Below are 23,808 nucleotides of genomic sequence, written 5' to 3'. Positions count from 1 at the left end.
CCGGGGACATCACTTATATCTGGACCCGCGAGGGTTGGTCCTATTTGTCTGTTATTATTGATCTATATTCGCGGCGTGTGATCGGTTGGGCGATCAGTAACCGCATGAATCAGGACTTGGCGCTACGTGCCTTGGACATGGCAATCGCGCTACGCCGGCCACCGCCTGGCTGCATTCATCACACCGATCGTGGTGCGCAATATTGTGCCCACGAGTACCAGAAACGCCTTCGTCGTCACAAACTCTTGCCTTCGATGAGCGGCAAAGGAAATTGCTTTGATAATTCGGCTGTCGAAAGCTTCTTCAAATCCCTCAAGGCCGAGCTGATCTGGCGAAACGCGTGGCAAACACGCCGGGATGTCGAGGTCGCGGTGTTCGAATACATCAACGCTCTCTCATAACCCGCGCAGGCGCCATTCAGCCTTGGACGGAAAATCACCCGTGGCCTTCGAAAAACTCGCCGCCTAAGATGAGCAACACACCGGAACGGAAACGGTGCAGGTCCATTCTTCACGGAAATCGACATGATTGCCTGCCAGCGAGAGCCATGCTGCCCCTCATTGTCGATGACCAAACGCACGGCGCGTTCGCGCACTTCGGGGGAAAACTTGTTCGTTGCCTTGCTCATGATGCTCCACCTTACTCAGGAGTTGGAGCCTCCGGCAACCCCGGCGCGGTTCAACTCGCCGCGCTGCCGCGTCCATACAATCGTTCAGCGCAGATCGAAGGTTGTAATAGCCAGCGCGATGTCCGCGGATAACGCGGTGTCGAGACCTTTAAATACATCCGCGGCATATTGGCCGTTGCGACGGGCGAAAATATCAGTTGGCGCTGATGATGCTATCGCCATCAAGATCTGTGACGTATCTCGGGCGGGGGCATTGCGTGTGACAGGCACGCTGAAACGCGCAAAATTTCCCGTGGTTGTCATAAATCGCTCTAATGTTTGCACAACACCATTATTATCGACCAGTGCTAAGGTTACGAACCGACCCGCAACCCCGCGTAGCACACCGGTCAACCGCGTGCCCGAAGGGACCTCGGCGCGGTCAATGGCCAGCCCAAGGCGGGTGGCAGGGTAGTCGCGGCTTTGGCGAATGAATTGCACCGCTGCGCATTGTCTTGGGTCAATCAATGTCCGGGTCTGACGCAGATCGGCATCTTGATCGGTGAGGACATGCGCCACGAATTCGGTCATAGCGCGATCCGAAGCGGCGACCATTTCCAACCCTATCCCGTTTTCGCCGTCGCGGCGCGGCAGGGCCAGCAGGCAGGGGTCTGCAATGGCCGCGCGTATCCGACGGATCAGATCGCCAATGGCAAGGTCACGCTTTGACAAGGGGGGTGCGGGGTGCGGTGGCGTTTGCACCGTGTCGGGGGGCGATGGGGCCACTGCAGAAAGTGTCTGTAGCCCCTGCGGCGCAACAGCTGTAAGGCGGGTCGTCCCCCCAGCCTGTGCAGCCGTTGTGCTGGGGGCTAGGGGGGCGGTGACTGTTTGCGCGATCACCGGGTTCAGGCGGTCGGGCGGCGCGGTTACGGCCGGTGGGGCAACAAGCGGCGGCACTGTTTGTGTGACAGGCGTCTGTGACGCCGGCTCGGGCAAGGCGGGTTCCACCAATTGTGAGGCAAGCCCCGCCGTGTCCACGGCAGTTTCGGGCGCAGGTGAAGGCTCGGGATCCGGGGTGGCGCTTTGGGTGTCTGGCGCACCTGCAAGGCCATTTTGTTCGGTCAAACCTGCCAATGTGTCAGTTTGCAGCCGTTCCAATGTCACTGTAAACTGCGGCGTCTCTGGGGGCGTGTGGGATAAATCAAATCGGCTGAGCAGCCCGCCAGCAGCCAGACCCAGAACAAGCACATGTAACACCAACGATGATCCGGATGCGGCAAGCCAGGATTTTGCATCCCGCCTGGCATAGGGTAAGAAGCTCATGGTTGCGCCCGTTCATGAACGGTCACAAGCTGAATATTCAGCTGTTCCATTTCAGGGCGAGCGACGATATCCAACAGATCCAAGGCCCGTGCGTTGGCATCAATCACCACATAAAGATCCGTGAACCCGTCTAACGCCTGTGGCAGCTGCTGGGTTGTGATGGGGCTGTCATCTAAGGTCATCGCGCTTGCAGAAATGACCAGAACGGGGGAGGGCAGCTGTTCAATTCGCAGATCCTGCGTCTTGGCCATTTCTACGCCACCGGTCGAGGCATTCATCATTGCTCCCGTGGCAAGAAAGAACAAAATCAGCAGTAAGACGATATTCACAATCGCCAAAGAGACATCAGGCCGGGTGGTGCGGCTTGTCCCAGGCAAAGGCTGTTGGATCATGTTACGACCCTCCCGTGGCCAATTGGACCGCGCTTACATCGGCCGCGCGTAGCCGCGCCAATACGGTGGACACATCTTGCACCCGCGCCGATGGGCGCACAATGACAACCACCTTTGGCACAGCGCCGTCTTGTCCCAATGCCTGTGTCAGATCATCCAGCGCATCAAATCCAAACCGTTGGCCGCCGACGATCACGGCCTCTGCTTCCAGCGTCCAAAGCGCGGTATCACCGGGCTGCACGCTATGGCTTGGGGGCTGTGGGTGCAAACCGGGTTGCCCTGGTGCGCCATCTGCAACCTGACCGCCTGATTGCAGCGGCAACAGTGAATAGGGCGTCAGGCTGGACGACAGCATGAAAAAGATCAGCAGCTGAAACATTGCGTCCGCCAAAGGGGTCAGGGCAAAGCGATAATTTGCTGTGCGTCTGGGCAGTTCAATTCGGTTGGCGTGATGCACGGGGCGGGCCTTAGCTGACAGAGGCTGCGGGGGCGACTCGACCATGGATCGCGGCAGAGATAACGGTTTCGATCAGCACGCGTTCGCGGTCAATCCGCCCCTCCAGCCATGTCGCGATGAAATAGGCCACCAGCGCGACCGACAGCCCCACGGCGGTCGTCGTCAGGGCAGTCCAGATCCCACCGGCAAGCCCTGCTGGATCCACCGTTCCCTGCGTTAAAGACAGAACGGAAAACGCATCAATCATGCCCACGACCGTGCCCAGAAGCCCCAGCATCGGGGCCGCTTGCACAACCATTTCCAACAGGCGCATACGTTCTGCCATAGTTGCCAGTTCGATCAACGCAGTCTGTCGGCCAAGTTCCTCTGCATAGGCGGTGTCGCCCGGCTTGGCCTGAACGCCCGAGAATACGGCCTGCAAGACACGGGCCAAAACGGATTTTCGCTCGGCTGCTGCTTGGGTCGCGGCCTCGGCGCGGCCTGACAGCCAATTGTCCAAAATCACTTCGGCTTGATTGCGCCGCCCCACACCCAGTTTGGAAAATTGGCGCGCCTTGAATATCGCGACCGACACGGTGATCAGGGACAGGACCGATAGCGCCAGAAAGACGATCAGCGTGGCGGGTGTCATGAAATTCGACAAGAAACTGGTCATAAGGCGGACTTTCACCCGTTAGCACGGGGTTGGTTAGGGCCGTTTGCGGGCCGTGGGTTGTTCGGCGGTGTCACAGCCCGAATTGAATGGCCGTGCGCGAGCGCGCATCAAGATCCTCTAGGCACACGGTGGTTTGTTCCTGCGTGCCAGCGGGCAGGCACGCTGCGGCGGTATTGACGACGATACGCGAAATATCATCGCAGGGGCTATCGCTTAGATCAAATTGTACGACCTTGGTTTTGCCTGCGGGCAGCGCGCCGAATTCCAACACCAACAGGCGGTCGACGATGCCTGCACCATCAAAGACCGCGATTTCATAGGCGGTGCGGTCATAGCCGATATCGCCTGTATTGGTCGCGACATAGGTCAGGCGGCATGCGCCATCTTGGGTGTCGGTGGCTGCGTTAAGCTCTAGCGCGAATGTCGGCAACCCAGCGGGAACGGTCTCTTGCGCGGTGGCGCTGGTGGGGGCGCACAGGATGGCCAACAGGCCTAAGGGCGCGAACAGGGAAGCGGCGGGAAAGGGCGTTGAATACATGATGTCCCCGAATAATTTTTTAAATTCAGCGGTATTTCCGAGAAACAACCGCAATATGTCAACCGTGAAGGCTATGCCGGGCGCGAAGGTGTCTGGGTTAGCGGAAAACGCCGATCAGGTAGTCGGGCTCTGGCGTGGCGGCGCGTGGAAGATTGGGCGTCAGGGAATGCAACCCTGTGCCGGGGCCTGTGCCGGGGGCGCTTTTGCTGGCGATGGTCGCGTTTGGCAGTCCTTGAACCGGTGCGGTTGGGGTCGATGGTGCGGAACCGGAAAAAACCGGGGCGGAGGCATCGGGTGTGAAACGCACATGGGGGGATGCAATGGCCTGCGGTGTTGATCTGGGCGTGCCCACCGTCCCGTGCACCGGGGACGCGGCGTCGCGCAGCGGCGCTGCCATGGTGGGTAAACCTGTCGGTTGTCGTGCGGCTGGAGGTGCTGTTGGGCGCGCCACATCGGCGGGTTGCAAGACGATCCGGGGCACGGCGGGGGCATGCTTTGTGATGGTCTTGTGCTGGGGCGTAAAGGCATCAACCGGCAGCACATGGCGCGTGGAAAAATCCGGCCTCGCGGAAAATGACTGATGCGTCAATGCCAACACTATCCCACCAATCACACAAAGCGCGGCAAGACAGGTCGACAGCACGATAAAGCTTTTCATATAAATCGCCTTAGCCAAAATTGCCGCGGTGTATATTGGTCTCAATGGAAATGAGTTTAGGACAAGTGACGGTGGGAAATCCAGCCATATCGTGCCGTATTGTCGCGTTGCGGATCGCCGTGTGTCTGACAAGCCTTATAATGGGATCGGCGGCACAGGCCAAATTTGCTGTCTGCAATCAGACATTTGATGTTGTCAATGTGGCCCTAGGGCAGTTTGAACGGGGCGCGTTTGAAACCAATGGCTGGTGGACCATCGGCCCAAACCAATGCGCCAATGTCATCGATACGCCGCTGACGGCGCGGTATATCTATGTTTTTGCCCAAGATGTGTTCGGGCGGGAAATCCTGACGGGTTCGGTGTCGATGTGCGTTGCACCTGACAGGTTCACGATCCGGGAAGAGACGCAATGCCTGACGCGCGGCTATCTTGAAGCGCGATTTCATGAGGTCGACACATTGCGCACCGAACGCTGGACCCTGTTCCTGTATCCGCCGCCCTAATCGCCAGACCCATAAGTCTGTCAGGGCTTTCCACGTTTGTGAAAAATGGCCGCGCGGCCGATCTTATCAAGCATCTCGCGCCCCGCTTCTGTGCCAAAATGCGGCTTATGCACAAGGTCAGGCATTCGGTCGCGAATTTCGGCGGTCAGCTCCTCGGGCATCATGTTCAGCGTGGTTTCGGACACAAGTAGGCTTTCGACCGGCACCCCTTCGGCATAGATGATTTCATGATGGTCGAACACCAGCGCGTAATAATCGACATAGCCGCCTTCGCGCCGCCAGACATGTTCGTCATCGACCAGATGTTTCGCCTGCACCAGAATTTCCGATGTGGTGCCCAGACGGGCCTCGCCCCGCCGGTATAAGAACACCCGGTGATGGGGCGAGACAATCAGATCCCCTTCATTCCCCAATGTTCCGGCAGAGATTACTACGGGGGCAAAACTGCCCAGCCCGCGCATCGTGGCCTTTGACACCACCCGCAGTGGTTGAGGGCCATTGTCGCGGGTTAAAATCCGATCGCCCGGTGACAGGCTTTCGATGGGACGCTGTGCCCCGCCTGCCAATGTAATCATCGTGCCGGTGGTAAAGGCCACACAGACCAGGTCGGCCAAACGCACATCGCCAGGGTCTTCGGTCGCTTCCAGCAGGGTATAATCCACCCGCGGCGCGATGGGCGACAGGGGCAGGGCAAACAACTGTTGCGAGGGTTCATGTTCCAACAAAAGCAGATCGACCTTATCGCCCTCTGGCGCCATCAATACATAGCGGCTGAGCAGGCCAATCCGGTCGCCGGGCAAGCCGATTTGCGAGCCAGGCGCGACGCGCTGCCCATCCTCGGTCGACAGCATCATGCGCAGCGGAATGGCTGCACGGTCCAATTGATAGGTGTCACCAGGTTCGCACAGACCCGCAAGATCCAGACCATCACCCTGATTGGCGCCGGATGTTACCCAGAACTGATCCGCGTCGAACACATGCACAGTTTGCGCGGGCACAGTAGGTGTGGGCATAGGGACGAATCCTTGGTCCTTGGCGGCTGTCAATCGAATGATAATACAACAGTAACTTTGCTTATCACCGATTAAGATCCGCAGGTTTTTCCGTCAAGTCCTGCGATGTTGACCCGAAGGCATCGGTGGCTTCTGTGCATCTGCGCCACTTGCGCGCCTGCGATCTGCTGATAGCAATAGGGCAAAGCGCGACGCTGACCAATGGGCTGTGCGCGCTGCATGACGAGATATGGGAGAGACAGATGGATCTGGGACTTCAGGGTAAGACCGCGATTGTATGCGCAGGTTCCAAGGGGCTGGGGCGCGGTTGCGCCGAGGCATTGGCACAAGCGGGCGTCAATATCATCTTGAACGCGCGAAACGAAGAGACGCTGCGCGCCACGGCCAGTGAAATCGCGAAGCTTACCGGTGTCAGCGTAACGCCAGTGGCTGCAGATATCACAACCGAGGCGGGGCGCGCCGATGTTCTAGCAGCTGCGGGGCAGGTGGATATCTTGGTCAATAACGCCGGTGGCCCGCCGCCCGGATTGTGGTCGGATTGGTCGCGTGAGGATTTCCTGGCCGCGTTGGATGCCAATATGCTGACCCCAATTGCCCTAATGCAAGCGGTGCTTCCGGCAATGATGGATCGCGGCTGGGGCCGGGTGGTCAATATCACCTCGCAATCGGTGCGCGCGCCTATTGCGCAGTTGGGACTGTCAAATGCGGCACGCACAGGGTTGACCGGCTTCGTGGCTGGCACTGCGCGTCAGGTGGCGCAAAACGGTGTAACGATCAACAATCTTTTGCCCGGTATCCATGCGACTGATCGCGCCGTGTCTTTGGACGGCGGCGTGGCGCAAAAGGCGGGTATCACAATGGATGAAGCCCGCGAGCAGCGCGAGGCGACCATTCCCGTACGACGCTATGGCACGCGGCAGGAATTTGGTGCGATGTGCGCCTTTTTATGTTCGCAACATGCCGGGTTTATCGTGGGGCAGAACATCTTGCTTGATGGTGGTGGCACCAATATCACGATGTGATCCACGCTAGGGTGTAAGATCGTGCGCCTTGCCCCGCTGGGGTGAGGCTGCTAATTCGCGGGGCAACCTGAAAGATATGATCGGATTTGACCGATGCCAGACCGCCAGATCCCGCCACCCCGGCTTGAGGTGCACGCGCTTGAACGCCAATTCGATGGCGTGCCTGTGTTGCAAGACGTGTCTTTCGCCATTCCTGCGGGGCAGGTGACCTGCCTTCTGGGCCCTTCGGGTTGCGGAAAATCCACCACGCTGCGCATCGTGGCGGGCGTGGATATGCAAGATCGCGGTAAGATCTTCGTGGATGGCAACCTGGTCTGCGATACCGTGTTTCGCATCCCGCCAGAGCGGCGCGCGATTGGCCTGATGTTTCAGGATTTCGCTTTATTTCCACATCTGTCGGTGGCGGATAATGTGGCATTTGGTCTGTCGGGAACCGGGGCGCAAAAACGCGCCCGTGTTGAGACACTGCTGAAACGTGTGCATTTAAGCCGTCATATCGACAGTTTCCCGCATGAATTGTCGGGTGGTGAACAGCAGCGCGTCGCCTTGGCGCGGGCCTTGGCGCCCAAGCCGGGGGTTTTGCTGATGGATGAGCCCTTTTCCGGTTTGGATGAACGTCTGCGTGACGATATCCGCGATGAAACCTTGGCGCTTTTGAAAGAAGAGGGCACGGCGGTTTTGTTGGTCACCCATGACCCGCATGAAGCCATGCGCATGGCCGATGAAATTTTGCTGATGCGGGATGGAAAAATCGTACAGCGCGGCGCGCCATATAACCTGTATAATGCGCCGGTGGACCGGGCGGCTGCGGCGTTCTTCTCGGATATCAACGTGTTGAAAGGCGCGGTTCAGGGCGCCCTGACCAAAACGCCTTTTGGCGATTTTTTGACTCCGGGGCACCCGGATGGCACGCAGGTGGATATCGTCATCCGACCGCAGCATTTGAAAATTGACTTTGACCGGGCCGGCCGTGGCCCTAACCCAACCGTCCAAGATGGCGCGCCCGCCCGTGCAATCGTGGAACGTGCACGGTTCATGGGGCGTGAAAGCCTGGTAGAGTTTCGGATGGAATTCGACGGGCAAATCCTGCGCACCAGCGTGCCAAATGTGTTTTTGCCCAAGCCGGGCACAGCCATGTGGTTGATGATCCGGCGCGACCGATGTTTTGTCTTTCCCAGCTAATTTACCGCTTAATTTTATTAATTTGACCAAACTGTGCAAATTTGATTTGTCATCGCCCGAAAAGCTTGCTCAGATATGTCTGATTTAAACGGGCTGTGATTGTTTTGGCCTGCTATTTATAGTGTTTATTGCGTGTAACACGCGTGTTCTCAGTGCTGGCCAGTTTGGCCGTGGTTCCACCATGTGGTGGTTGCCAAATGTGAATGAGGAAAACGCGTGAAGCAAATGATGTATCCGATCGTGCGGGACACGCCAGACTTTGGGTCTGATCTTGCGGATCTATTGGATCAATTGAGCGAGACCGCCTGTGCCCTTTGCAGCGCCCAAGCCTGTGTGATTGATCCCGCGGTCGATCTGGGGGATATGTTTGACACCGTGCGCACCAAAATGCAGCAAACTGCCGATGTCGATCCGGCGATGGCTGCAGCAATCAAAGACATGTCCGATGAATTGCGGTTGACCCAGGATGCCCAGGCGTTGCGCACTGGGGTGCTGCCTCGCAGTGGCGGTGTTTTGCGCGCTACTTTCGGGGGGGGGCTGGCGCTATATGGCCGGTGTCTTTGGTCTTCTCAAGGGGAGCCTTTGGGCCGTTTGACGATGGTATTTGCGCCGCGCGACGCCCCTAAGTCCGACCAGATCCACGCGATTGATTTGCTGACCGACACAATTGCCGGGGCATTGGAGGCTTTTGCCGAACGGCGGCAGTTGATGGAGACATTGGCCCGGTCCGAGATGCAGGCCGCTGCCCTGCGCCGCAAATCCGAAACCGATCCGTTGACACGTTTGGAAAATTCCGCGTCGTTTGAGGCCAAGTCGCGCCAAAGGCTGACAAATGACGCGCAAAAATATGCGTTGATCGTGTTGGACATCGACCATTTCAAAGCGATCAACGACCTGTATGGGCATAAGTTCGGGGATACCTATTTGCGTTCCATGGCGCAGGCCTTGCGCACGGCAGTGCCCGATAGCGCGATTATTGGCCGTCTGGGCGGGGATGAGTTTGGCATTTTACTGGAACTGCCGCAGACCAGTGGCGCCTATCTGGATGGGCTGATCGTGCGGGCGCGTGCCGCGGTGCAGCGCAGCATTGCGATTTTGGGCAAGCCCGATATTGGCCGCGTCAGCATGGGCGTCAGCCTGTTTCCCAATCATGCGCGTGATTTCAACGCGTTGTTTGAACGTGCCGATGTTGCCCTTTATGTGTCCAAACGAATGGGCCGCGCAACCAGCACGATTTTTGACCCCCACCATCATGATCGCTTTAACATGGGGGTGATCAATTCGCGGTTTCGCAAAGCCTTGCTGCAGCGCCAGATTGTTCCGTTCTTTCAGCCGATTTATGATTTGGCCAGTGGCGCGCGCGCCGGGTTTGAGGTTCTCAGCCGCTGGGATGATCCGCAGCAGGGTATTTTAACTCCAGATATGTTTCCGGCCGCTTTTAATGATCATCTGTTGTCGGAACAATTGACGCGGGTGATGATCGACAGCGCTTTGGCCACGATCACCCGCGCACAGGCGCACCAGCCCGAGCTGGCAAAATGCGACATTGCCGTAAATCTGACGTCATTTGACCTAATGAACCCGGAGTTTGTCTTTGATCTGCAATCCAGCCTAAGCGATCACGAGGTCAGCTGGGAGCGGATCACCCTGGAGGTGACAGAGCGGGTGATGCTGGGCGATCGGAATGGGCAGATCTATCGCACCTTGTCAGAGCTGCGTATGCGCGGTGCCAAAGTGGCGCTGGATGACTTCGGCACCGGCTACGGCGGGCTGCGCCATCTGGATGATTGGCCCGTAGATGTTTTGAAGATTGATCGCTATTTCGTTCAAAGCCCCACAAGCCGCCCCCATGCACGCGCGGTGATTGAGGCAATGGTGTCGATCGCGCGTGCTTGCGGATTTCAGGTGGTGGCCGAAGGAGTGGAAACCGCAGAGCAATTGCATCTGGTTCGTGATGTCGGCTGCGATATGGCGCAGGGATTTATCTTTTCGCGACCGGTGTCTATGGCACAGATGCCGCAGACGGATGGTCAGGTGGATATGGCGGGCCTTTCGGCCTGAGCGCGCTGTGGCAGACTAAGCGCAAGCGTATTCGCCAAGGTGATCAGGTCAACAGGTTTGCGCAGCACCAGCCCAGGTACGACGCGCCCGTTGCGGCTAAGTGGATCCGTATAGCCCGACAGATAGATAACGGGCAGGCCGGGATAGCGCTGCACCACCTTTGCCGCCAAAGCATGACCATCCATATCGCCGGGCAAGATGATGTCAGTCAAAAGAAGATCAAGCTCAGGCAGATGCTCTAACTGTTCCAAGGCGGGAAGGGCGGCTTGTGCGCGGATTACATGCGCCCCTAACGAGCGCAGAGCCTCATCCATGACATTGTGCAAATGGGGGTCATCTTCAACCATCATGATCCGTAACCCGGTCAGGTCTACAGGCAGGGACGGCAGGTCGTCGGCGCCGTTTTGCGGGTTGCCCAGTGGATCGTTGATCACATGGGGCAAGGTTAAAGTGGCTTCAAAACCCACCGGATCAAGATTGCGCAATGTGAATGTGCCGCCCAGCTGTGTGGCACGCATGTCGATCATCGACAGCCCCAGACCTGTGCCGCCCTTGCCGGTGCGGGTTGTAAAGAATGGCTCGGTCGCGCGGGCTAATACACTGTCGTTCATGCCCGGACCATCGTCTTGTATGCGCATATGCACTGACGCTTCATCCACCCACAGAGATAGGGTGATTACCCCACTTGCATTGGTGTCCTTGATCGCGTTGCGCGCGTTCAGCACAAGGTTCAGCACTGCGCCTTGGAAATCTGTGGCGGAAAGCGCGATGTTGGGGGCCGTGTCCGGCAACTGCGTTGTCAGCGTGATCGATGGCGGTAAAGCCGGACTCAACAGCGCCACCGCTTCTTGAATGATGGTCAGTGGGTTGCTGCGTGGGGCCGTGTCGCTGGGGGCGCGCGACAGGTCCAACAGACGGTTCGCCAGATCGCCACCCCGGTCGCACGCGCTTTGAATCGCAGTCAATTGATGCGCCACGGTGGGTTCTTGCGCCAGCAATTGCGCAGTGTCTGAGGATAGGCGGACAACGCCTAAAATATTGGCCAGTTCATGTGCAATGCCCCCAGCCATCTGTCCGATTGCATTCATCCGTTCGGTGCGCGACAGGTTTTCGCGCAGCAACCAACCTTGGGTTTCATCGGTGATCGTCAAAATCAGCCGATTGCTTAGGTCACTATGCGCCACAGAGAAATGAAAGGCATGTTCTGCGCCTTGCCGATCGCGCCAACCCGCGAAAAGGTCGGTGGCGGTCGCGCTTTGCATAAGTTGCGTCATCGGGTGGCTTGGCCCAGATAGCAGATGTCGGTCGCTCAGGTCATGGAAATGCTCTCTCAACAGCCAGTCTTTGGCCGATCCACCATCGCCCACCAATTTATCCGCGGCAAGATTGGTCAGTTGCAAGCCGCCTGTGCGGTCAAACACAAAAACAGCGGCCTGCAGCCCATTCAGCGCGTCTTTTAGCCGGCGCTCTTCATGTAGGTTTGCGGCAAATTGAATGTCATGGAACCGCCCGGCGCGTATCGAAAGCAGGCCGGACAAGATCGCCATACCCGCCGCCAAAGCCGCCAAACGAATATTGGGGTTCAAAATGCCGCTTTCGGTCACGCGCAGCGCGATGAAACACAGAAAAACTGGCCCTAGTATCGCGACAGGTAGCGCCCGGCGCACCATGCGCCCGCCTACTGTGTTTTGCCATAAAATGGCGACCCAGCGGGGGGCGGGCGGAATAATCAAGGTCGCAATGCTAAGCATCAAAAGGCATAGGCTGGTGTGTAGCGCCAAACCTTTGAACAGGCCCTGTCCGCGCAGCGCCTCTTGATCGAAGATAAAGCCGATCAGGGCGATAATGGTTAGGCAAAATGTCACACTCGCCGCCCCAACACCCAGTTGATAGCGCCATTTGTTACGGCGCATCAGTGTGGCAACTGAGAAAGGAAATGCGCTGGCTGATAGGGCCAGACACAGCAGCCCCGCCGCCGTGGCGCGCGACATTTGGTCCGTCTGTGCATGGGTTTGCTCGGTGAAAGAGGTAACGATGCTCCAAGTTGTGCTTAGGATAATAGCGGCCAAAACGGCGCGGATGATCACATCAAGGATGCGCGGCACCACGATGGCACAGGCAGCCAAACTGCGCACCAATATTGCAACCGACAGACCGATGATGCAGCCCGCCGTCATCGGAACCATCGCAGGCCATGCCGGGTGCAACCTTACCAGCGCATCAATTCCAAAGCCCCATCCAAACACCAGCACAAGACAACCGATGCCCAAAATCGATACCGTCAGCCCCACCGCCAGATATTGCGGCGAGAACGCGGAATTTGGCAACACGGGGCCGTTCAGGGTCATGGCTTTGGGGTCGCAATCACTCGTTTGAATTTAAGTTCGCGGCAGGGGCCAGTTGGCGAACAGTCCGATCAAGCTCTGACAATGACGCAGTTTTTTGTAGCTTAGCCTGAGCAAAGCGTAATCCATTGCGTAACAGGGGGGAATGCCCCAGCTCTGGCCGCCCTGTGATCACCACGATGGGCAATTCGGCATTCATATTGCGCACCGAATGTCCCAAGGTGATTGCCCCACCGCCGGGCATGATCACGTCTAAAAATACGATATCGAAGTCTTCTTTGCGCAGACGGTCAAGGGCGGCATCACCGCGTGAGACGCCAACGGCTTCGTGGCCCATTGCGGCCATACCGTCGCAAAACACGTCTAGATAGGCGTGATCGTCGTCAGCGATCAAAATTCGCGCCATGATGCTCTCCCTTAGGTTGAACCTTGGATAGTATATGATAACTATGGTAGATGATATGTGAATAAGGATAGTGGAAATTGTGACTGATATCACAAGCACCCTAGTGGAAGATGGAAGCGCAGAAAATGGCTTACCATTAATCGCGATTGGCGCGTCCGCAGGGGGGCTGGAACCGCTTGAGGCGTTTTTTGAACATATTCCTGACGATAGCGGCTGGTGCTGTGTCGTTATTCAGCATTTGTCACCCGACTATCGGTCGATGATGGCGGAGTTGCTGGCGCGAAAAACGACAATGGCAATCAAGCATATCGAAGATGGCCTACCGTTAGAACCCAATACAATTTTTATCAACCGCGCCAGTACACAGGTGCGGCTGGAGGGGGACGTGTTTCGGACGCGGCCATATGCCAGTGGAGATCCGCTGCCGAACCTGCCAATTGACACGCTTTTCCAATCCCTTACCACCCGTGACCCAGATCGGACGATTGCCGTGCTTTTGTCTGGCGCAGGCAGCGATGGCGCGCGCGGTGCCCAAAGCTTGTATGCGGCAGAGTGCTCTATATTTGTGCAATCTCCGGGTGAAGCGGCCTTTCCGTCGATGCTGCGTGCCGCTTTGGCGGCCGGGGCGGTGGATCGGGTCTTGCCCGCAGCCGATATGCCCAAAGTTATAGCGGAAACATTAAAAATGGGACGCTCGCGCCCCCCGCGCAAGGTTGGTGTGGAACAAACGATTCTGGCGATTGTGAAGCTCTTAGAGACAAGCCACCATGTCGATTTTTCGGCATACAAAACCGCGAATGTAGAACGCCGGATCATTCGGCGTCAGCAGCTGCGTAATTATGACACGCTGTCGGATTACCTGGAGGTTTTGCAAAGCAACCCCGCTGCGCTGGATGAGCTGTATCGAGATTTGTTGATCGGCGTGACGGAATTCTATCGCGATCCTGATTCTATTGCTGTTTTGCGTCGGGCAGCGTTGGAAAAGCTGGTCGATGAAAGTGGGGTTGATACGCCGTTGCGTATCTGGGTTCCCGGTTGCGCCAGTGGCGAAGAGGCCTATACGATTGCCATCGAATTGGCCGAGGTCATGCGGGAACGTGGTGTGACCCGGAAATCGCGGGTGATTGCCACGGATGTGCACCGCCATTCGATCGATATTGCCTCTGCTGGGGTCTATTCCGTCGAGGCGTTGCAAAACGTGCCGCCCGAAATTCGTGAGCGGTATTTCAGCCATCATCGGGGCCAATATATTGTCGATCCGCAGCTGCGCCAAAAGGTGGTTTTTTCGGTTCATGATGTTCTAAGCGATCCGCCCTATATGCATCTGGATCTGATTTCGTGCCGGAACCTGATGATATATTTAAAGGAGCAAAGCCAATCTCGGGTGATCTCGATGTTCCTGTTCGGGCTGCGGCGTGAGGGTTTTTTATTGCTTGGCCCGTCCGAAAGCCTGGGTAAATTCGCGCAGGAATTTGATGTGATCGACAGCCGCTGGCGGTTGTTTCAAAAGAATTCTCATCACCGGGTTGTCGACCGCTCAATGTTTCCGACCAAAATCGGTGGTATAGAACGATCCGCGACGACAAAGGCAGATGCTGAAACGCAGGGTCATGCGCGCCGCATCCGCGCCAGCACCGATATGAACGATCAGCGCAATCGCGACAGTCTGATCCGCAGCTATGATGCGCTGCTGAAACGCTACGCGCCCTCGTCTATCCTGATCACGGCTGAAGGAACGATCTTGTCGTGGTTTGGCGCTGCAGCAGCGTTCATTGATACGATGAACAACCTTGCGAATTGGACGGTTGAAGAGATTATCCACCGGGATTTGCAATTTCCGATCAATGTGGCGATGGAAAAGCTGCGTCAAAATGCGCTTGTAACCTATTCGCGCCGGCTTGAAATCGAACTGGTCAATGGGACTGTGTCCCAATGTATCGTCACGATTGAACCGTTGGAGACGCGCGCTGGGCCCAAGCTGATGTTGGTGCAATTGCAAATGACCGGCGAAAATATGGCTGCGGTACCTGAGGACACTGTCGCCGCGATTGCCGCGCAGTCGTTGTCGCATGATGATCAAAGCCTGCTGAACAGACGCGTGCATGAATTGGAACGCGATCTGCGACTGACCGAAGAAACATTGCAGCATGTGACAGAGCGGTTGGAAGCAAGCAGTGAGGAATTGCAGGCTTCCAATGAGGAGCTGCAAGCCTCCAATGAGGAACTGCAGGCCTCCAATGAAGAACTGCAAAGCTCTAATGAAGAACTGCACGCCGTGAATGAGGCGCTGATTTCTGTCACGGCGGAGCATGAACAAAAAATCGGCCAAATGATTGAGCTTAATCAGGGCACCGAACATGTTTTTGCCGCGCTGAATATCGGCGTGATCTTTGTTACTGCGCAAAATCAGATTGGGCGTTTCAGCGCGCTGACAGGGCAGATTTTTGGGCTAGAGCCGCAAGATATTGGCCGAGGATTGGATGTTGTCGGGCCAAGATTGGATTTTGTGGATTTGATCGCCGCCACGCAACAGGTGTTAACCGATCAACGTCCGCAGGTTCATACCGGCACCTATCGTGGATCCGATATGTCCGTCAGTGTTCAGATCGCGCAATTCGCGTCCGATACTGTCTTACAAGAGGGCGATACGCCAATGGCAGAGCGAGTGGTGCTGATTTTTTCTGGCGGGGCATTGACCAAAGCGTAGCGCTCTATGCGTTGCCGGGACGATTGCGGGCCCGCCCGCCACGGCGCTTTTGCAAACGCGGTGCACGGGCAGGCAGTTGTTCTATCACTGCGCGGCGTTCATCTGCGGACATTTGCGACCAACCGCCGATTTCGCGCAATGTGCGGAAACAGCCAATGCACAGCTGCTCTGTCGGGTGAATTTGACACAGCTTGACGCAGGGGCTTTGCACCTCGTCGCGTTTCCAGATGTCATCGTTCATGGAATTATCCCCGCGCCATATGGCCCAATCTGTCCAACGCACCTTGCAAAATAAACCCGGCTGCAACATGGTCAATCGCCTCGGCGCGTTTGGCGCGTGACATGTCGGCCTCCAGCATCGCGCGTTCGGCGGCAACGGTCGACAGGCGCTCATCCCAAAAGGTGATTGGCAATTCGGTCAGGCGCTCCAGATTGCGGGCAAAGGCGCGGGTGGCTTGGGCGCGTGGCCCTTCTGATCCATCCATATTGCGTGGCAGCCCCAAAACAATGCCGCAGACTTCGCGTTCGGTCACCAGCTTTAGCAGTGCGTCGGCATCCACCCCAAATTTCTTGCGCTTGATGGTCAACACTGGCGTCGCAACCGAGCGCAGCCGGTCAGAAATCGCCACGCCAATCGTCTTTGTGCCCAGATCCAACCCGGCCACAGCACGCATGGGCAACAGTTGCGGGACGAATTCCTCCATCGTGTCGCAAATCATGGCGTTATTCCTGCTGCTGTGGCGGCGGCGTTCAGCGTGGCCAATCCGGTTGCATCCTCGGCCAGCGCCGCGCGACCTTGGATCAATAGGGCAGTCGCCTGTGTGCTATCGCCCAAAGTGGCCAGCGACGCAACCGCACGGCCCCATTCTTCTGGGGATCCGCCATCGCTGCGCAGCCGGTCCACCAGCCCATCCACCATGCCGCGGATCATTGCATCGCGATCTTGCGGTGTCATGTCGGCGGCCGCATCAATCTGTGCCTGATCAGGGGCAGGGGCAGTGGAATCGGCCACGGGCCAGCGCCCCTCATAGGCAGCTTGTACCAAGGCCAGTGCATCGGCCTGTGTGCTAAAGACAACCTGTGCCTCACCATAAATCCCTGTCGCGCGATCTGTTTCGCCTAACAATTGTGTGCCTGCAATCATCACGGCCCAATCCTGTGGCGGCCCGCCTTGTGCGCCCAACCGTTGACCCAAGGTCTCCAGCCCGTCGCGCAGAATTGCTTCGCGTGCCTGCGGCATTGGCGCGCGCATGGCCCGCATGACATCGTTCACAGTGACCACTTTTGCGGTAGACGGCGGCAGGGTGTAATTGCCCTGACCGGCCAACCATGCCAGCGTGGGAATATTTTCACGGATGACAGGAACCCATTGCGCATCGGGGGCAGAGTTTCGCAGAACCTGATCCCAGATCTGAAAAGCACGGTCAGGCCGCCCATTTTGCGCCATCATCAAACCGATGTAATATCGTGCACGCTCATCATCAGGGTCGCGATCCAAGGCTTTTGCAAAGGCGGCTTCGGCATCGCGTGTGATGATGTCATTGGCGGCAACCGTCAGATATTCGCCCAGGTCGGTGTAATCCTGTGCTGTGGCTGTATCGCCTTTCGCGGCAATCAATTTTGACTGCGCGCGGTGGCCTGCAACGTAATTGCCCAACCGCATTTCATATTGCGCCAAAAGGGTCAGCCCCTGCACGTCACCGGGCTTGCGTGCGACCGCTTCGCGCAGTTGCTTCATCAGGCTTATCATCTCTGGCTGGGGCGCTGCACGCGATGGTGCGGCAGGGCGTGCGGCTTCGGCTTCTTCCTGGGTAGGGCGGTTGGCGTAAAGCTTATCTGCAAACGCATAGCGCGCAGCAATTGGCTGATCGCCGTACCCTGGGGCACCCAACACACTATATAGCCCGAATGCGGCCAACAACGTCCCCAAAACACAGGCCACACCGACCCACCCGGCCCATATTGGCGCAGGCCCATCCGCCGCAGGCCCCTGTGCCATACGGTCCGCCTCCAGCATCTTGCGCGAAATTTCCAACCGAACCTGCTTGGCTTGCTCTACAGGCAAAACCCCGCGTTCGATATCGCGCTCCACCTCGCGCAGCTGGTCGCGGTAAACCTGCATATCATAGGCCCCCGCAGAGACCCCGCCGCGACCGCGACGCAACACAGCAAGCGCGAAAAGCGCGGCAATCAGGGCCACAAGGGCGCAGGCAATGATCCAAAACAGCATAGGCATTCCTCATCCATTGCATCCATTTAGGCAATCGCGACCTTTGGCGAAAGGGGCAAGCGTGTCGCAGGCACGATCCCGCGGTATCTTGGCAATCTTGGGCACAAAAGACGCCATGTCGCATTTTGACCGGAAATGCCGCAACCAAGGGGCTTTTCGCCACGCGCTTTGTCCATCACAAGGAAGATGGCGGCCTGTAGCTGACTCGCTGCGGGCCATCGACACGACATCACGATTACGGGAGCCAGACCTTGCGGAAATATTCCATCTTCGCCGTCGCGCGTGAGGCGATGCGCTATCACGCAGGCTGGGAAAAGGCGTGGCGCAGTCCCGTCCCGAAAAAGAAATACAAAGCGGTTATCATTGGCGCCGGCGGGCACGGGCTGGCCACCGCATATTACCTTGGTAAAGTGCATGGTATCACCGATGTCGCGATCGTTGAAAAAGGCTGGCTGGGCGGGGGCAATACCGGACGTAACACCACCATCATTCGGTCAAATTACTTGCAAGATGCCTCTGCTGCGATTTTCGATAAGGCGCTGCAGCTTTACGAAGGGCTCAGCCAGGACCTGAACTACAACGTAATGTTCTCGCCTCGCGGCTTGCTGATGCTGGCGCAATCCGAACATGAAATGCGTGGCTACAAACGCACCGTCTATGCCAATGATTTGCAAGGGGTCTCCACCAGATGGATCGACCGAGATGAGGTCAGGGCGCTGGTCCCAATCATTAATATTGATGGGCCGCGCTACCCGGTGCTGGGCGCGCTGTACCAGGAACGCGGTGGCACTGCGCGCCATGACGCCGTGGCCTGGGGCTATGCCCGGGCCTGCTCTGCAATGGGAATGGATATCATCCAACAATGCGAGGTCACAGGCATCCGCACCCAAAACGGTACAGTGGCAGGCATTGATACCACAAAAGGGGCGATCGAATGCGAAACCCTCTCCATCGTCACCGCGGGCCACAGCTCGGTGCTTGCAGATATGGCCGGGTTTCGGCTGCCGCTGGAATCGGTTGCCCTACAGGCTTGGGTGTCCGAACCGGTCAAACCCTGTATGGATATGGTGGTGATGGCCAATCTCGTGCATGGCTATATGTCGCAATCGGATAAGGGCGAAATGGTTATTGGCGGCGGCACCGACGGGTTTAACAATTATACACAGCGAGGCTCCTGGCACCATGTCGAAGAAACTACACGCGCCTTGGTCGAAACCTTCCCCATCATCTCACGTCTGAAAATGCTGCGCCAATGGGGCGGCATTGTCGATATGACAGGCGACCGTTCACCCATCCTCTCCGCGACACCGATCAAGAATGTCTTTGTGAATTGCGGCTGGGGCACTGGCGGCTTCAAAGCGATCCCTGGCTCGGGCTGGGCGATGGCAGAGCTGGTTGCACGCGGCACTCCCGGCCCATTGGCGGCAGATTTCGGCCTTAACCGCTTCCGCGAGGGGCGCTTTATCGACGAATCCGTTGCAGCCGGGGTGGCCCATTGATGCAACAGCTGAAATTGCTTTCATCTTGCCCGAAATATCCTGCGGGGGTCCGGGGGCGCAAAGCCCCTGGCATGGGCCACGATGCTGACGTTGCGTATGCTGGGAACTATTCCTATCACAGCGCCGTTATCCTTTTGAAATCAGATCAAAAGGACTCATTACAATGGCCGATAACAACTCAGGCAACACCAAATCCTTCCTCATCGGCGCGCTTATTGTCGTCGTCGCAGGGCTTGGCTGGTACATCTATTCAGGCGGCGATGTCCCCTCCGCCGATGAACCCGAAATCCAAATCGACCTGCCCGACGGCAACAACTAAGGGGCGCCTTGTGCGCGCCCAAAACAGGGAGCGCGCACCATGCTCATTCTGACATGCCCATATTGCGGTATCCGGGCCGAGGAAACCGAACTCCATGCCGGCGGCGAAGCACATCTTAAACGCTTTGGCCCCGGCGCCTCGGATGCCGAATTTGAAACCTATCTCTTTGCTCGGAAGAACCCCAAAGGGGTGCATTTTGAACGTTGGCGGCACTCAGCAGGGTGTGGCAAGTGGTTTCTGGCGGCCCGCTGCACTGCCACGCTTGAAGTCTTTGGCACCTATAGTGCGCAAACGACACAGCCCCCCAAACATATTCTCGATGCGATCAAGGCCAAGCGCCCCAACTGGGAGGGTTTAGTATGAGCACCCGTCTGTCCAAAGGCGGTCGCCTGATCGACCGCGCCACCTCCTTGTCTTTCAGTTTTAACGGCAAACCCATGCATGGGTTTGCAGGCGATACTTTGGCGTCTGCTTTGCTTGGCGCGGGGCAGTCGCTTTTGGGGCGTTCGTTCAAATATCACCGTCCCCGCGGTTTGGTCGGTTCGGGCGCGGAAGAACCCAATGCCTTGGTCTCAATGGGTCGAAATGCCCGGTTTGAGCCCGATCAACGCACCACCACGACCGAACTTTTCGCTGGTGCCGAACTGAAAAGCCAAAACCATTGGCCTTCGCTCAACACCGATATTGGTGAGATCAACGACAAATTCTCAAAATTCCTGCCCGCCGGGTTCTATTACAAGACATTCATGGGTCCGCGTGCGGCATGGAAACATCTCTATGAGCCGATCATCCGCCATTCTGCCGGACTTGGTGCTGCGCCAAAAGAGGCCGATCCCGATCGGTATGAGCAGGCCTATACCTATGCGGATGTGCTGGTCGTGGGCGGCGGTGTCGCAGGGCTGGCGGCCGCGCTGAAACACGGGGCGGCTGGTAAACGGGTCTGGTTGGTGGAACAGACCGCGCATTGGGGCGGGCGTACGCCCGTCGATGGTGGGCAGATTGACGGGCTGGACCCGCAGGCATGGGTTGATCAAACCCTGACGCGGCTGAAGGCCATGCCCAATGTTACATTGCGCACCCGTTTCATGGCTGCAGGGCTGCATGATCATGGCTATGTCATCGGCTATGAAAGCGTCGGAGAGACCGCGCCGGATTCGGGCAAGCCGCGCCACCGTTTATGGCGGATGCGTGTCGGGCTGACGATCACGGCCACGGGTGCCATTGAACGCCCGCTTGCCTTTGCGGGCAACGACGTGCCTGGTGTCATGCTGGCCTCTGCTGTGCGCGATTACGTTGTGAATTGGGCGGTGTCGCCCGGCGACCGCACTGTAATTGTCACCAATAATGACGATGCCTATCGCACCGCACTGGCGCTGACAGAGGCGGGGCTGACCGTGCCCGCAATCATCGATGCCCGCGACAGCGCCATCGGAGAGCTGCCCGAATTGGCCCGGGCCAAGGGCATTCGCGTGTTGGAAGGGCGCGGCATCGCGCGTGCCCTGGGCCGTAAATCGGTCACCGGTGTTCAGATTTGCGCGCAGGCCGGTGAAGGCGGCGCGGTGGAGGACATCGCCTGCGATTGTGTCGCCATGTCGGGTGGCTGGTCCCCTGTTGTGCATCTGTGGTCCCATTGCGGTGGTAAACTGACCTGGGATGACAGCCATGCGATGTTCCGACCCGACCCTGACCGCCCGCCCTTGGGGGATCAGGGGCAGGCGATGGTGCAGGCGGTTGGCGCGGCCAATGGCATGCTGCAGCTGCAAGATGTGATGGCCGAAGCCAATGTTCCAGCCTTTGCCGAAGCCGAGGCGGCGATGTCTGCAGTATGGTTGATGCCTGCCGGCGCAGGAGAGGCGCTGAAGGCCAAGGCGTTTTTGGATTTCCAAAATGACGTCAAAGTTTCTGACGTGCAGCTCGCCGCCCGCGAGGGGTTTGAATCTGTCGAGCATACAAAACGATATACCACATTGGGCATGGCGACGGATCAGGGTAAATTATCCAACATCAACGGATTGGCTATTCTTTCTGATGCGCTGGGGCAGCCGATCCCGGCCACAGGAACAACTACGTTCCGCCCACCATATACGCCGATCAGCCTTGGCGCGGTAACGGCCGAGGCCAAGGGCGATCTGTTTCAACCACTGCGCCGCACGCCGATACAAAGCTGGCACGAAGCCCATCATGCGCATTGGGAACCGGTGGGCCAATGGCGTCGTCCCTATACCTATCCGCGCGGTGAGGAGACGCATCGAGACTCGGTCAACCGTGAGATCCTCAATACCCGCGAAAATGTTGGGCTTCTGGATGCGTCGACCTTGGGGAAAATTCTGGTCAAAGGGCCGGATGCCGGGAAATTCCTCGATATGCTCTATACCAATATGATGTCGACGCTGAAGGTTGGTAAATGTCGCTATGGGCTGATGTGCAACGAGAATGGCTTCTTGATGGATGACGGCGTTGTGGCGCGCCTGTCCGAAGACAGTTTCCTTGTACATACAACCTCTGGCGGGGCAGAGCATATCCACGGCTGGATGGAAGATTGGCTGCAATGCGAATGGTGGGATTGGAAAGTCTATACCGCCAATTTGACAGAAGCATTCGCGCAGATCGCGGTCGTTGGTCCCAAGGCCCGAATGATACTGGAACGTTTGGGCGGCATGGATGTGTCTGCGGATGCGTTCCCGTTCATGGCGTGGCAAGAGGGGGAATTGGGCGGCATTCCGGTGCGTGTCTTCCGGATCTCATTCTCGGGCGAGCTGTCTTATGAAATCGCGGCGCCTGCGTCGCGCGGGTTGGAACTGTGGGAGGTTTTGGTCGATGCAGGCAGCGATCTGGGTGTAATGCCTTATGGCACAGAGGCCCTGCATGTTATGCGCGCCGAAAAGGGCTTTATCATGATCGGGGATGAAACGGATGGCACCGTCATTCCGCAAGACCTGAACCTGAATTGGGCTATTTCCAAGAAGAAAGCCGATTTCCTTGGCAAGCGCGCGCAAGAACGTTCCTATCTGGCCAATCCCGACCGTTGGAAATTGGTTGGGCTGGAAACGTTGGACGGGTCTGTGCTGCCCGATGGCAGCCATGCGCCGCTGGACGGGTTCAACGCCAATGGGCAGCGGTTGCTACAGGGGCGTGTGACGTCAACCTATTATTCACCGACGGTGAAAAAGGGGATCGCGATGGCGCTCGTGCATCGTGGGCCAGACCGGATTGGCGAAGAGATCGCCTTCCAAGGGGAAAATGGCATGGTGGCCTGTCGAATTGTTGATCAGGTTTTCTATGACACAGAAGGGGCAAAACAAAATGTCTGAACCTGTCAGCGCATTGAATGGCCGCAGTTATGACGGCTTTGCCTGTGTCGTCGAAACCGGGCTGCAGGGCATGATCACGATACGTTCGGATTTAGGATCAAAGCCCCTCTCCAAGGCCCTGAAATCACTGGGCGTTTCTGTTCCAAAGATGCGTAGTTTTGCTCAGGCCGACGATGTGATGGTGGCGTGGATGTCCCCCGATGAATTGCTGCTTTTGTGCGACCACGCCCGCGCGCGTAGCCTGACTGCGCAATTGGAACAGGCACTTGCAGGCACGCATGCTTTGGTCGTGGATGTCTCCGACGCGCGCGCGATGTTCACCGTGACCGGCGCGCGCGCGCAGGAAGTGGTGATGAAACTGTCCCCAATTGATTTTGCCACATTGGCTGATGACGAAATCCGGCGCACCCGCACTGCGCAGGTGAATGCTGCGGTTTGGCGTTCTGGGGCAGATCAACTGTCGCTGGTCTGCTTCCGGTCTGTCGCGGGCTATGTGATGGGGCTGTTGGAAGTGTCGGCGCGTAAGGGCGGCGAAATTTTCTGACCTACAGCATCGGCGCGGGTTTACCACCGCGCCGAT

Annotated in this window: 22 protein-coding genes and 2 pseudogenes; 11 read left to right on the top strand and 13 right to left on the bottom strand. The window is 57.6% G+C overall.

From position 1 onward, the window contains the following. Positions 1 to 468: pseudogene (locus BFP70_RS15755) on the top strand (IS3 family transposase); the annotation flags it as partial. 25 nt (positions 469 to 493) lie between these two features. Here the strand turns inward: BFP70_RS15755 and BFP70_RS21445 are convergent. The 7 genes and pseudogenes from BFP70_RS21445 to BFP70_RS15725 form a co-directional block, all read right to left on the bottom strand. Continuing rightward, positions 494 to 628: pseudogene (locus BFP70_RS21445) on the bottom strand (IS3 family transposase); the annotation flags it as partial. A gap of 84 nt (positions 629 to 712) precedes the next feature. Further along, a complete protein-coding gene (locus tag BFP70_RS15750; RefSeq protein WP_066012605.1) occupies positions 713 to 1,930 on the bottom strand; it encodes a hypothetical protein in 1,218 nt (405 codons plus the stop codon). Continuing rightward, positions 1,927 to 2,322 carry a hypothetical protein gene (locus tag BFP70_RS15745; RefSeq protein ID WP_066012604.1) on the bottom strand — a complete coding sequence of 132 codons (396 nt, stop codon included), beginning with the start codon at positions 2,320 to 2,322 and terminating at the stop codon, positions 1,927 to 1,929. Before BFP70_RS15745 ends, BFP70_RS15750 begins: the two co-directional genes overlap by 4 nt. A 1-nt stretch (position 2,323) precedes the next feature. Beyond that, a complete protein-coding gene (locus BFP70_RS15740) occupies positions 2,324 to 2,824 on the bottom strand; it encodes a biopolymer transporter ExbD (protein ID WP_066012603.1) in 501 nt (166 codons plus the stop codon). After that, positions 2,790 to 3,434, bottom strand: a complete 645-nt coding sequence (locus BFP70_RS15735; protein ID WP_083217555.1) for a MotA/TolQ/ExbB proton channel family protein — start codon at positions 3,432 to 3,434, stop codon at positions 2,790 to 2,792. Before BFP70_RS15735 ends, BFP70_RS15740 begins: the two co-directional genes overlap by 35 nt. A 70-nt stretch (positions 3,435 to 3,504) precedes the next feature. Next, positions 3,505 to 3,972, bottom strand: a complete 468-nt coding sequence (locus tag BFP70_RS15730) for a hypothetical protein (protein ID WP_066012602.1) — start codon at positions 3,970 to 3,972, stop codon at positions 3,505 to 3,507. A gap of 97 nt (positions 3,973 to 4,069) precedes the next feature. After that, entirely contained in the window at positions 4,070 to 4,630 is a 561-nt protein-coding gene (locus BFP70_RS15725) for a hypothetical protein (protein ID WP_066012601.1), read from the bottom strand. A gap of 50 nt (positions 4,631 to 4,680) precedes the next feature. Between BFP70_RS15725 and BFP70_RS15720 the strand changes: the two genes are divergently transcribed. After that, the gene (locus BFP70_RS15720; protein WP_083217554.1) at positions 4,681 to 5,133 is read left to right on the top strand and encodes a DUF1036 domain-containing protein; all 453 of its coding nucleotides are present in this window, start codon (positions 4,681 to 4,683) and stop codon (positions 5,131 to 5,133) included. A gap of 20 nt (positions 5,134 to 5,153) precedes the next feature. On the opposite strand, the gene BFP70_RS15715 is transcribed toward BFP70_RS15720, so the two are convergent. Next, a complete protein-coding gene (locus BFP70_RS15715; RefSeq protein ID WP_066012599.1) occupies positions 5,154 to 6,146 on the bottom strand; it encodes a Hint domain-containing protein in 993 nt (330 codons plus the stop codon). 242 nt (positions 6,147 to 6,388) lie between these two features. Between BFP70_RS15715 and BFP70_RS15710 the strand changes: the two genes are divergently transcribed. The 3 genes from BFP70_RS15710 to BFP70_RS15700 all read left to right on the top strand — a co-directional run bounded on the left by BFP70_RS15710 (position 6,389) and on the right by BFP70_RS15700 (position 10,411). Continuing rightward, the gene (locus BFP70_RS15710) at positions 6,389 to 7,168 is read left to right on the top strand and encodes an SDR family oxidoreductase (protein WP_066012598.1); all 780 of its coding nucleotides are present in this window, start codon (positions 6,389 to 6,391) and stop codon (positions 7,166 to 7,168) included. Between the two features lie 93 nt (positions 7,169 to 7,261). Next, positions 7,262 to 8,350: an ABC transporter ATP-binding protein gene (locus tag BFP70_RS15705; RefSeq protein ID WP_066012597.1), complete on the top strand. Its 1,089-nt coding sequence runs from the start codon at positions 7,262 to 7,264 to the stop codon at positions 8,348 to 8,350. A 225-nt stretch (positions 8,351 to 8,575) separates the two neighbouring features. Further along, positions 8,576 to 10,411, top strand: a complete 1,836-nt coding sequence (locus BFP70_RS15700; RefSeq protein ID WP_176715583.1) for a bifunctional diguanylate cyclase/phosphodiesterase — start codon at positions 8,576 to 8,578, stop codon at positions 10,409 to 10,411. Here the strand turns inward: BFP70_RS15700 and BFP70_RS15695 are convergent. Further along, positions 10,381 to 12,759 carry an ATP-binding protein gene (locus tag BFP70_RS15695; protein ID WP_066012595.1) on the bottom strand — a complete coding sequence of 793 codons (2,379 nt, stop codon included), beginning with the start codon at positions 12,757 to 12,759 and terminating at the stop codon, positions 10,381 to 10,383. The two genes, BFP70_RS15700 and BFP70_RS15695, sit on opposite strands and share 31 nt — an antisense overlap. 16 nt (positions 12,760 to 12,775) lie before the next feature. Further along, on the bottom strand, positions 12,776 to 13,162 hold the full coding sequence (locus tag BFP70_RS15690; protein WP_066012594.1) for a response regulator: 387 nt from the start codon (positions 13,160 to 13,162) through the stop codon (positions 12,776 to 12,778). A gap of 79 nt (positions 13,163 to 13,241) precedes the next feature. Between BFP70_RS15690 and BFP70_RS15685 the strand changes: the two genes are divergently transcribed. Continuing rightward, positions 13,242 to 15,869, top strand: coding sequence for a CheR family methyltransferase (locus BFP70_RS15685; RefSeq protein WP_255356743.1), 2,628 nt, complete (start codon positions 13,242 to 13,244; stop codon positions 15,867 to 15,869). A gap of 4 nt (positions 15,870 to 15,873) precedes the next feature. Here BFP70_RS15685 and BFP70_RS15680 read toward each other — a convergent pair whose 3' ends face one another. From BFP70_RS15680 to ccmI, 3 genes are read right to left on the bottom strand one after another with little or no spacing between them, the layout of a single operon-like run. After that, positions 15,874 to 16,110, bottom strand: coding sequence for a DUF1289 domain-containing protein (locus BFP70_RS15680; RefSeq protein WP_066012593.1), 237 nt, complete (start codon positions 16,108 to 16,110; stop codon positions 15,874 to 15,876). A gap of 4 nt (positions 16,111 to 16,114) precedes the next feature. Then, entirely contained in the window at positions 16,115 to 16,588 is a 474-nt protein-coding gene (gene ruvX, locus BFP70_RS15675; RefSeq protein ID WP_066012592.1) for a Holliday junction resolvase RuvX, read from the bottom strand. Continuing rightward, complete coding sequence (ccmI, locus tag BFP70_RS15670) at positions 16,585 to 18,105, bottom strand: c-type cytochrome biogenesis protein CcmI (RefSeq protein ID WP_083217553.1); 1,521 nt, start codon at positions 18,103 to 18,105, stop codon at positions 16,585 to 16,587. Before ccmI ends, ruvX begins: the two co-directional genes overlap by 4 nt. A gap of 245 nt (positions 18,106 to 18,350) precedes the next feature. On the opposite strand from ccmI, the gene BFP70_RS15665 reads away from it, so the two are divergent. From BFP70_RS15665 to BFP70_RS15650, 5 genes are all read left to right on the top strand, one after another. Continuing rightward, positions 18,351 to 19,598, top strand: a complete 1,248-nt coding sequence (locus tag BFP70_RS15665) for a sarcosine oxidase subunit beta family protein (RefSeq protein WP_066012590.1) — start codon at positions 18,351 to 18,353, stop codon at positions 19,596 to 19,598. A gap of 163 nt (positions 19,599 to 19,761) precedes the next feature. Next, positions 19,762 to 19,917 carry a DUF1071 domain-containing protein gene (locus tag BFP70_RS20800; protein ID WP_141693231.1) on the top strand — a complete coding sequence of 52 codons (156 nt, stop codon included), beginning with the start codon at positions 19,762 to 19,764 and terminating at the stop codon, positions 19,915 to 19,917. Positions 19,918 to 19,956: 39 nt separating this feature from the next. Then, positions 19,957 to 20,280 (top strand): sarcosine oxidase subunit delta, encoded by a 324-nt coding sequence (locus BFP70_RS15660; protein WP_066012589.1) that lies wholly within the window; start codon positions 19,957 to 19,959, stop codon positions 20,278 to 20,280. Continuing rightward, entirely contained in the window at positions 20,277 to 23,228 is a 2,952-nt protein-coding gene (locus BFP70_RS15655) for a sarcosine oxidase subunit alpha family protein (protein ID WP_066012588.1), read from the top strand. Before BFP70_RS15660 ends, BFP70_RS15655 begins: the two co-directional genes overlap by 4 nt. Next, entirely contained in the window at positions 23,221 to 23,772 is a 552-nt protein-coding gene (locus tag BFP70_RS15650; protein ID WP_066012587.1) for a sarcosine oxidase subunit gamma, read from the top strand. The genes BFP70_RS15655 and BFP70_RS15650 overlap by 8 nt, the downstream gene beginning before the upstream one ends. Positions 23,773 to 23,808: the final 36 nt, after the last annotated feature.

It is taken from the genome of Thioclava sp. SK-1, assembly GCF_001705665.1.
In the GTDB taxonomy this organism is placed as follows: Bacteria; Pseudomonadota; Alphaproteobacteria; order Rhodobacterales; family Rhodobacteraceae; genus Thioclava.
This window is presented reverse-complemented; position numbering and strand designations above follow the sequence as displayed.

Excerpts from the sequence above, each read along its gene's own strand:
- BFP70_RS15690 (WP_066012594.1), bottom strand. The coding sequence starts at position 13,162 with ATGGCGCGAATTTTGATCGCTGACGACGATCACGCCTATCTAGACGTG.
- BFP70_RS15735 (WP_083217555.1), bottom strand. The coding sequence starts at position 3,434 with ATGACCAGTTTCTTGTCGAATTTCATGACACCCGCCACGCTGATCGTC.
- BFP70_RS15680 (WP_066012593.1), bottom strand. The coding sequence starts at position 16,110 with ATGAACGATGACATCTGGAAACGCGACGAGGTGCAAAGCCCCTGCGTC.
- ruvX (WP_066012592.1), bottom strand. The coding sequence starts at position 16,588 with ATGATTTGCGACACGATGGAGGAATTCGTCCCGCAACTGTTGCCCATG.
- BFP70_RS15740 (WP_066012603.1), bottom strand. The coding sequence starts at position 2,824 with ATGGTCGAGTCGCCCCCGCAGCCTCTGTCAGCTAAGGCCCGCCCCGTG.
- BFP70_RS20800 (WP_141693231.1), top strand. The coding sequence starts at position 19,762 with ATGGCCGATAACAACTCAGGCAACACCAAATCCTTCCTCATCGGCGCG.
- BFP70_RS15705 (WP_066012597.1), top strand. The coding sequence starts at position 7,262 with ATGCCAGACCGCCAGATCCCGCCACCCCGGCTTGAGGTGCACGCGCTT.
- ccmI (WP_083217553.1), bottom strand. The coding sequence starts at position 18,105 with ATGCCTATGCTGTTTTGGATCATTGCCTGCGCCCTTGTGGCCCTGATT.
- BFP70_RS15725 (WP_066012601.1), bottom strand. The coding sequence starts at position 4,630 with ATGAAAAGCTTTATCGTGCTGTCGACCTGTCTTGCCGCGCTTTGTGTG.
- BFP70_RS15650 (WP_066012587.1), top strand. The coding sequence starts at position 23,221 with ATGTCTGAACCTGTCAGCGCATTGAATGGCCGCAGTTATGACGGCTTT.
- BFP70_RS15710 (WP_066012598.1), top strand. The coding sequence starts at position 6,389 with ATGGATCTGGGACTTCAGGGTAAGACCGCGATTGTATGCGCAGGTTCC.
- BFP70_RS15745 (WP_066012604.1), bottom strand. The coding sequence starts at position 2,322 with ATGATCCAACAGCCTTTGCCTGGGACAAGCCGCACCACCCGGCCTGAT.
- BFP70_RS15655 (WP_066012588.1), top strand. The coding sequence starts at position 20,277 with ATGAGCACCCGTCTGTCCAAAGGCGGTCGCCTGATCGACCGCGCCACC.
- BFP70_RS15750 (WP_066012605.1), bottom strand. The coding sequence starts at position 1,930 with ATGAGCTTCTTACCCTATGCCAGGCGGGATGCAAAATCCTGGCTTGCC.
- BFP70_RS15695 (WP_066012595.1), bottom strand. The coding sequence starts at position 12,759 with ATGACCCTGAACGGCCCCGTGTTGCCAAATTCCGCGTTCTCGCCGCAA.
- BFP70_RS15700 (WP_176715583.1), top strand. The coding sequence starts at position 8,576 with ATGATGTATCCGATCGTGCGGGACACGCCAGACTTTGGGTCTGATCTT.
- BFP70_RS15660 (WP_066012589.1), top strand. The coding sequence starts at position 19,957 with ATGCTCATTCTGACATGCCCATATTGCGGTATCCGGGCCGAGGAAACC.
- BFP70_RS15730 (WP_066012602.1), bottom strand. The coding sequence starts at position 3,972 with ATGTATTCAACGCCCTTTCCCGCCGCTTCCCTGTTCGCGCCCTTAGGC.
- BFP70_RS15720 (WP_083217554.1), top strand. The coding sequence starts at position 4,681 with ATGAGTTTAGGACAAGTGACGGTGGGAAATCCAGCCATATCGTGCCGT.
- BFP70_RS15715 (WP_066012599.1), bottom strand. The coding sequence starts at position 6,146 with ATGCCCACACCTACTGTGCCCGCGCAAACTGTGCATGTGTTCGACGCG.